This window comes from Oscillatoria sp. HE19RPO (assembly GCF_024220515.1).
Classification (GTDB): Bacteria; Cyanobacteriota; Cyanobacteriia; order Cyanobacteriales; family Laspinemataceae; genus Laspinema.
Window position 1 is genome coordinate 1 of record NZ_JAMXOT010000426.1, and the last position, 7,736, is coordinate 7,736.

Below are 7,736 nucleotides of genomic sequence, written 5' to 3' on the forward strand. Positions count from 1 at the left end.
TTCCTAAATTTAGGCAATCCAACAACAATTGTCGCAGAAACCCGGTTTCTTGTCCTGGGGTGGGGGGTGAGAAACCGGGTTTCTTTCCTAAATTTAGGCAATCCAACAACAATTGTCGCAGAAACCCGGTTTCTGGTCCTGGGGTGGGGGGTGAGAAACCGGGTTTCTTTCATCAACTTAGGCAATCCAACAACAATTGTCGCAGAAACCCGGTTTCTTGTCCTGGGGTAGGGGGTGAGAAACCGGGTTTCTTTCATCAACTTAGGCAATCCAACAACAATTGTCGCAGAAACCCGGTTTCTGGTCCTGGGGTAAAGGGTGAGAAACCGGGTTTCTTTCCTAAATTTAGGCAATCCAACAACAATTGTCGCAGAAACCCGGTTTCTGGTCCTATGAGTAGGGGGTGAGAAACCGGGTTTCTTTCCTAAATTTAGGCAATCTAACCACCCTCTCACATTCAATCCAACTCGTCAGCAAGCGCCTCTGCCCAGGCTTTGCTTGCGGCTTTCAGAGTTGCTTCCGCCTCCGAAAGAATGGCACTCGCTTCCGCATCCCGATTAGCTAACTTGAGTGCTGTGCCCAAGTGATTTAGCGCTTCGGCTCGATAACCATCAACGCGGATCGAGTAGGCTAGTGTAGTAGCCTCTGAGAACTGTCCAGAACGAGCCTGTGCTGCCACGATTTGACAGAGGGCCTTTTCCGGCCAACCGGGATAGCGCATGGAGCGAGCTACTTCTATGGCCTCAGAAAAACGTCCAGCTTGTGTCAGTTCCTTTGCCAGTACGTTGAGACTATTCTCTCCCCACACATTATCGCCAATAGAATAGGCGATCGTTTTAGCTTCAGTCAGAAGGGCATCCGCTTCCCTGAATCGGTTCACTCCTTTCAAGGCTGTCACCACGTTAAGTAACGAGTAAACCGCCCAACCTTCCACAGAACGAGCGATTGTGGCGGCTTCAGTAAACATAGCGCTAGCTTCATCCGGGCGATCGCTATTCTCCAATGTCACGGCCAATTCTAAAAACCCCCGGACTCGATCGGTCCCCTGGGAAATCGAACGGATCACATTTGTGGCTTCCTCAAAGTTTCCAGCTTGAGTCCAGGCAGTCGCCAAACTCCTCAGCGCCTTGATGCGCTCGCGTTCCCCCACCAGAGAAGCCGCAATAGAGGCAGCTTCGGAAAACTGTCCGGTTTGCGCCAACGCTGCCACTAGCTCACTTAGCACGTTTTCTCGACTATAAACAGGCCAAAGGAACTTAGCGATTTGGGGGATTTCGGCAAACAGAGCCTGTGCTTCATCATGACGGTTGGCTCGGTGGAATGCGGCGGCTAACTCGCACAGCGCAATGGCTCGACTGGACATTTTACGAATAGCGCGAGTTGCTGTCGTTGCCTCGGCAAAAACTGCACTCGCTTCACTCTCACGATTGGCGATCGCCAACTCTACGGCCCGATCTCTCAATTCTTGCGATCGTCTAGTCTCTGCATTGTCCATACAAGAGGCCACCTCCATGACCGATTGCAAATGATTGAATACCTCTTTAAGCCTAATTATAAAGATAAAACATCAAGACTTATGCTGAAGTTAATATCAAATCTGTAGTTCAGATTAGACCTCTGGCAAAATTCCGGATTGATCCCCCCAACCCCCCTGATTATCCCCCTCCCGTCCCCCTGATTATCCCCCTCCCGTCCCCCTTAAGAAGGGGGAAGCCAGAGGAATAAATGTTTAATTACTGGGGGGCCTAAGATAATTCTGCAAGAAGTCTATTAATGAAATTGGTATTAAGCAATAAAACGACAATTGTTGCAGAAACCCGGTTTCTGGTCCTGGAGTAGGGGTTGAGAAACCGGGTTTCTTTCATCAAGTTAGGCAATCCAACAAAAATTGTTGCAGAAACCCGGTTTCTGGTCCTCTGGGAGGGATGAAACTTTACCGAGTGGTGGCGTACCAATCGACAATGCCATCAGCCAGAGTTTTGGCTAACTTTTTCTGTTCATTTTCATCGACAATCCACTCAAACTCAGTGGGATTAATCATAAACCCGAGTTCGAGTAAAATTGAGGGAGCAACTGTGGGACGAGTTAAGGCTAAATTATTCCAAAACACGCCATAGGACGGGCGGTTTAATTTCTGCACTAAATAGTTATGCAAAAACACCGATAAATCATGAGCTTGGGGATGATACCAAAACATCCCTATTCCAGCGGTATTGATGGCATCGCCGAAGTCGGGTAAGGCATTATAATGGACGCTGAGGGCGAGGTGAGGTTCGTCTCGTTCGATTTGTTCAACGCGATCGTGCGGCCATAAATCTTCATCTCCTTCTCGGGTCATTAACACCGTCGCGCCGCGCTGTTGGAGTTCATCTCGCAGGAGATTGGAGACAACCAGGTTGACATCTTTTTCGGGATAACCTGTGGGTCCGCGAGCACCGAGGTCCTCGCTGCTGCCATGTCCGGGATCGATGAGAATTCTCATCCCAGCTAGGGGTTGATTGCGACTGCCGGTGACGGTGGGGGGATGACGCAGGGAGAGAATTAGGGTTGTGCCTTCATAGCGCATTTTGTATCCCCATTGGTGTGAGGGTTTGAGGTGAAATGTATATTCGACTTGATTGTTGCCCGAGGGTTGCCAATCCATGCGTTCGACTAAGCGATCGTCATTGAAAGCGATGGTATCGGTTTGGGCGATTGTGTTATGGAGTGTGAGAACAAAGTTGCGATCGCCCTGTTTGACCGTAACAGGTACAGCGGTTTGTAGGGGAAATAGCACTTCGGTCCATCCGGGAACTTGGCGCGATCGCACTCCCCGAATTGCCGATCGCGGGGGAATCCCAGCCGACAAAATTCGTGCTTCCTCCGCTTTAATCCAGGCCCCGTAATCTAACCGAATCCATTCCCCCTCCCGTCCCGTCACAGCAGCGCGAGTCCCCTTCGGCAACGGTGTGAGACGGGAATGATTGGTACTGGGGCCGGTCCGCGCCACCGCTGCCTCAGCAGTCACCTCCGCCACGGTAATTTGACTGGGGGAAATAATCTCAATATTCCCCCCTGCCATTTGGGTTTTCGTCTCTCCATTCATGGACAATTGATAACGCGGTTGACCCCAATTGGTCGGGTCTTGGGGGGCCGTGGTACAACCTTCAAAATTCCCGGCTTCCCGGGAAACATTCGGTTCCGTTGTCCCGGTTAAGACTGCTAAATTAGAAGGCAGAGAAACCGATTCCCGATTGAGCATTAAGGGAATCGTGCGATCGCCAACTTGCACAGAAACCGTCGCATTCGGTGGCGCAATTGCCCCAAAACAAATCAACTCTCCCGACATTCTGGCAATATCAACCGTCGGGGTTAGAGAACTCTCCACAAAGGCCATTCCTTCCGGAACCGGCGGCGAACTAGACTCGCGGGTGACCTTGATTTGGAGTTGTTGGTCTTGATGGGTTAAGGTAAAAACATTTTCCCCCAATTCTAAGGGAAAACTCGGAGCAAAATGTCCAGCCGGACTGCGGTCAATTCGTTGTCCATTGACTAACACTTCCGCATCCGGTGCAGCCGTTCCAATTAAGAAAATCCGGTCAGAAGTCGTTTTATGTTCCGGGGGAGGATAGGCCACAAACAACCCTTGTTGGGCAGCAGCAGGAGTGGTAAGCATAATAGATGCAATGGCCGTGGACAGAAACAGGTTTCGCATGGGTTAAAGTCAAATTTAGCTCGAAATTCGTCAAGGGTTAACAGGGAAAAGACAGGACGAACCCTGTCAATTTAACCTGAAAACGCTTTAAAAAGAAGGTAAGGTATCCGGGCGTTGAGGACGGTTATCTAGGGGACGGGCGACAATAATGCCAATTTGACCTTCCACGGCTTGAACATAAGATTGTAAATCCGGGGAAACGGTGACTTGTCCACTGGGAGAAGCATGAATAAATCCCATTTTGCCATCTTGGGATTGATAAACCAATCCAGTATGGGTGACATCGAGTCCTGCGATATCCGTAGCGGTGGCAATGATGTCTCCTGGTTGGAGGCGATCGTAGAGGGTAGAAATTTGGTCTTGGGGAATATAGGTCAGAGGAACATCCTTGAGCTTGGCTTCCACTTGCCGAATGCAATTATAATTTTCATCATCTGCCAGTTGGGGATAGCTTTGACGATGCTCTGTCATAAAATTTAAGGTTTGATTCAGAGGAATTCCGCCCAGGGATGGGGTGATATTTTCAACCAGACCGCGTTTGGCATTATCATAAATCCAGTCTGAGAAATAGTGGAGACGACTGCAATAGTCTGTGAGTTTACCATCGCGATAGCGTTGTTCTTCAACGCGCTTTTCTAATCCTTCGTAGGTGTAATCTTGGACCGCAATACCTCGGGCGATCGCCAGGACAGTTTCTATAAATAATACACAGTCAAACCCCGCCAGGGAAACCACCAGAGTTTCCTCGGGGGATTGATCTAATAACCCGGCAACGTAAGGGGTGCCGATCAATTGTTCCGCCACCCCAGAGATAATCTCACTTAGGGGGCGACGGCTCAAATTTTTGGACCTGGCCCCTTGCATGACCTGTTCAAACTTGAGGTCCTCGGATGCAGAATCAACCGGGTCCTGGGGTTCAAAATCAACCCACTCCTGGGGTGCAACATCAACAGGGTCCTCAGCATTCGGATCAATCAGGGGTAATTCCCGAGGTTCCTGAGTTTCCTGGGCGATCGGGCCCTCAGCAACCTCGGGAATGAAAGTTAAGAGGGTTCTAGGCGCTGTACCCCCGGATACAGTCCCCCCAAGGGTCCCGAATGCCGGAAACACCGTCAGAGACCCCACGATTGCCAGGGGTAATAGTTTTGGTCGATTGCTAGATTTTTTCATTTGCTGTTCTATTTGCTCAAACCCATCGCCAATCTTAAATGATGTGGACAGTCCACAGAAGGAGCAACCCCAACCGGATTCCCTCCCCAAACTTGTCCCAATCATTCCCATGCACCCTAGCACCCAGAGTCCTGGGTTGGAACTCCGGTTGTGCCACCGTAATATCTGCCCTCAATCTTTCTATTGTAATGAGGGGGTTTCAATCCTGACTGTAGAATAAGCTGGGCATTGCCAACCCCACCTCCTCAGTTCAAGGGTGGTCCGATCGCCCGAGATGAAAATTGGGCATTCTTCCGTTCCCCGTTAGGATTCGTGGTTTTAGGACCAGGATCGAGGGTACTCCTGCGGTAAAATGTGGCACAATGAACCCAGGATATAGGCGCGTAAATCAGAGCGTTGGGTAAATTTTATGACTAAGTTTGTGTTTGTAACGGGTGGGGTCGTTTCCAGTATCGGAAAAGGGATTGTCGCTGCGAGTCTGGGACGGTTGCTCAAGTCCCGGGATTATTCCGTCTCCATTTTGAAACTGGACCCTTATATTAATGTTGATCCGGGTACCATGAGTCCCTTTCAGCATGGAGAGGTCTTTGTGACCGAGGATGGCGCTGAAACGGATTTAGACTTAGGACATTATGAACGCTTCACCGATACGTCCATGTCTTGTCTGAATAGCGTGACCCAAGGTTCCATTTATCAGGCAGTCCTGAATAAAGAACGGCGTGGAGATTATCAGGGGGGGACGGTCCAGGTGATTCCCCATATTACCAATGAAATCAAAGAACGCATCAAACGGGTGGCTAAAAATACCAATCCAGATGTGGTGATTACGGAAATTGGCGGGACTGTGGGTGATATCGAATCCCAACCCTTTTTGGAAGCGATTCGGCAGTTTCGCAAGGAAGTTGGGCGCAATAATGTTTTGTACATTCATGTCACCCTGGTGCCTTGGATTGGTGCTGCCGGAGAGATGAAGACGAAACCCACTCAGCACTCGGTGAAGGAACTTAGAGCGATCGGGATCCAGCCGGATATTTTAGTCTGTCGATGCGATCGCCCTCTGCCTGCGGGACTCAAGGACAAAATGTCAGAGTTCTGTGACGTTCCGGTGCAATGCGTGATTACGGCGCAAGATGCCAGCAGTATTTATGAAGTGCCCCTGATTTTAGAACGGGAAGGGTTGGCGGAGCAAGCCCTGGATTTACTGCAACTCGACCCCCGTCAACCGGATCTCAGTAAGTGGCAAACCCTAGTAGAACGGTTGTATGGCGGTGGAAAACCAATCAATATTGCCATTGTCGGGAAATATGTTCGCCTCAGTGATGCTTATTTGTCCGTGATTGAAGCGATTAAACACGCGGCGATCGCCTATGAAGTCGATGTCAATCTCAGTTGGGTTAACTCCGAAGATATCGAAGCTTATGGCCCTGAAAAATTTCTTAAAGATGTCCAAGGGGTCTTAGTTCCCGGTGGATTTGGGATTCGCGGGGTGGATGGCAAAATCTCCGCGATTCAATATGCCCGAGAACACCGGATTCCCTTCCTCGGGTTATGTTTAGGAATGCAGTGCGCGGCGATCGAATGGGCGCGTCATGTTGCCAAATTGGAAGATGGCAACAGTGCCGAATTCGACCCCGATACCAGCAACCCGATTATCAACCTCCTGCCTGAACAGCAAGATGTGGTGGATTTGGGTGGGACCATGCGCTTAGGATTATATCCCTGTCGCTTAATTCCCGATACCCTTGCCGCCTCGGTTTATCAAAAAGAGGTGATTTATGAACGCCATCGCCATCGCTATGAGTTCAATAATGCTTATCGCAACCTCTTTATTGAAACCGGATATGTGGTCAGTGGCACCTCCCCCGATGGCCGACTGGTGGAAATTATTGAACTCCCCTCTCATCCGTTTTTCATTGCCACTCAATTCCATCCCGAGTTTCAATCTCGACCCAGTAACCCGCATCCCCTGTTTAAAGGATTCATCCAAGCGGCATTAGAGTCCCTATCTGATGATGTCGAACCCTCGGTTTCATCGGAGATTTCTGCTGCTGTCACTCCTGGGCGATCGTAACTGATAACAAGGCTGTAGATGCTATGGAATTGCCGAGAGAGGAGGTTTTGTGACGTATTGGGTCAAATTTATTTATGACAGAGAGACATACGTCGTGGATTTAGCGCGGATCGGTGCTTTTTGTCGATCGCCAAACGGAAAGATTGCCTTTTGGTTACCGCAAAGTCGCACTCCTGTTGTTATTCATCCTCAGAGTAATACCGAGGCTTATCAAACCGTGGTAAATTTCATCAACAAAACCGTACAATACTCTCTCGGCTCTCATTGGGTAAAAATTCAGTACGAGCGCGAAGAATACGATATCGACTTGAATCGAATTAGTTCCTTTTGTTGCGCTCCGGGTAATGGAAAAATCTCCTTTTTCTTACCGGATAGTGGGATGAGAATTATCATCCATCCTCAAAGTAATCCGGAGGATTATCAGAAGGTTGTAGACTACATTGAACAGACCACAGGTCATGATTTAACGGGATAGAAAGGTTGTTCATGCGGGAGCATCTCAATTTGGCTCATAGACCTAACCCCCCAACCCCCTTCCCTCCTAGGGAAGGGGGAGCAAGACGTATAAATTCCCCTTTGAGGCCAAATGGAGATGCTCTTGTTTATGCCAATTGAAATTTCTGCCTCCAGTGCGTTCTAACAGGCGGCAGAGCCGCTGATTGCCCATGTCATGGCAGAGCCATGACACGAGAATAGGACTTAGGGGATTGGAAAATATAAATCCTCCAAACGTTGAACTAACTGGAAGGAAGGTAGGTGTAGGGGCGCAATGCTTGCGCCCCAGGGCGCAAGCATTGCGCC

6 protein-coding genes are annotated in these 7,736 nt (G+C 49.5%); 3 read left to right on the top strand and 3 right to left on the bottom strand.

Annotated elements, in window-relative coordinates:
• A partial coding sequence (locus tag NG833_RS28590; RefSeq protein WP_254568663.1) for a hypothetical protein occupies window positions 1–231 on the top strand: 231 nt, incomplete at its 5' end.
• A gap of 226 nt (window positions 232–457) precedes the next feature.
• Here the strand turns inward: NG833_RS28590 and NG833_RS28595 are convergent.
• The 3 genes from NG833_RS28595 to NG833_RS28605 all read right to left on the bottom strand — a co-directional run bounded on the left by NG833_RS28595 (window position 458) and on the right by NG833_RS28605 (window position 4,864).
• Window positions 458–1,495, bottom strand: a complete 1,038-nt coding sequence (locus NG833_RS28595; protein ID WP_254568664.1) for a lipopolysaccharide assembly protein LapB — start codon at window positions 1,493–1,495, stop codon at window positions 458–460.
• Window positions 1,496–1,933: 438 nt separating this feature from the next.
• The gene (locus NG833_RS28600) at window positions 1,934–3,694 is read right to left on the bottom strand and encodes an N-acetylmuramoyl-L-alanine amidase (protein WP_254568665.1); all 1,761 of its coding nucleotides are present in this window, start codon (window positions 3,692–3,694) and stop codon (window positions 1,934–1,936) included.
• A gap of 87 nt (window positions 3,695–3,781) precedes the next feature.
• Entirely contained in the window at window positions 3,782–4,864 is a 1,083-nt protein-coding gene (locus tag NG833_RS28605; RefSeq protein WP_254568666.1) for an N-acetylmuramoyl-L-alanine amidase-like domain-containing protein, read from the bottom strand.
• A 409-nt stretch (window positions 4,865–5,273) separates the two neighbouring features.
• Between NG833_RS28605 and NG833_RS28610 the strand changes: the two genes are divergently transcribed.
• Together NG833_RS28610 and NG833_RS28615 are read left to right on the top strand one after the other, a co-directional pair.
• Window positions 5,274–6,935 carry a CTP synthase gene (locus NG833_RS28610; RefSeq protein WP_254568667.1) on the top strand — a complete coding sequence of 554 codons (1,662 nt, stop codon included), beginning with the start codon at window positions 5,274–5,276 and terminating at the stop codon, window positions 6,933–6,935.
• A gap of 49 nt (window positions 6,936–6,984) precedes the next feature.
• On the top strand, window positions 6,985–7,410 hold the full coding sequence (locus NG833_RS28615) for a hypothetical protein (protein ID WP_254568668.1): 426 nt from the start codon (window positions 6,985–6,987) through the stop codon (window positions 7,408–7,410).
• Window positions 7,411–7,736: the final 326 nt, after the last annotated feature.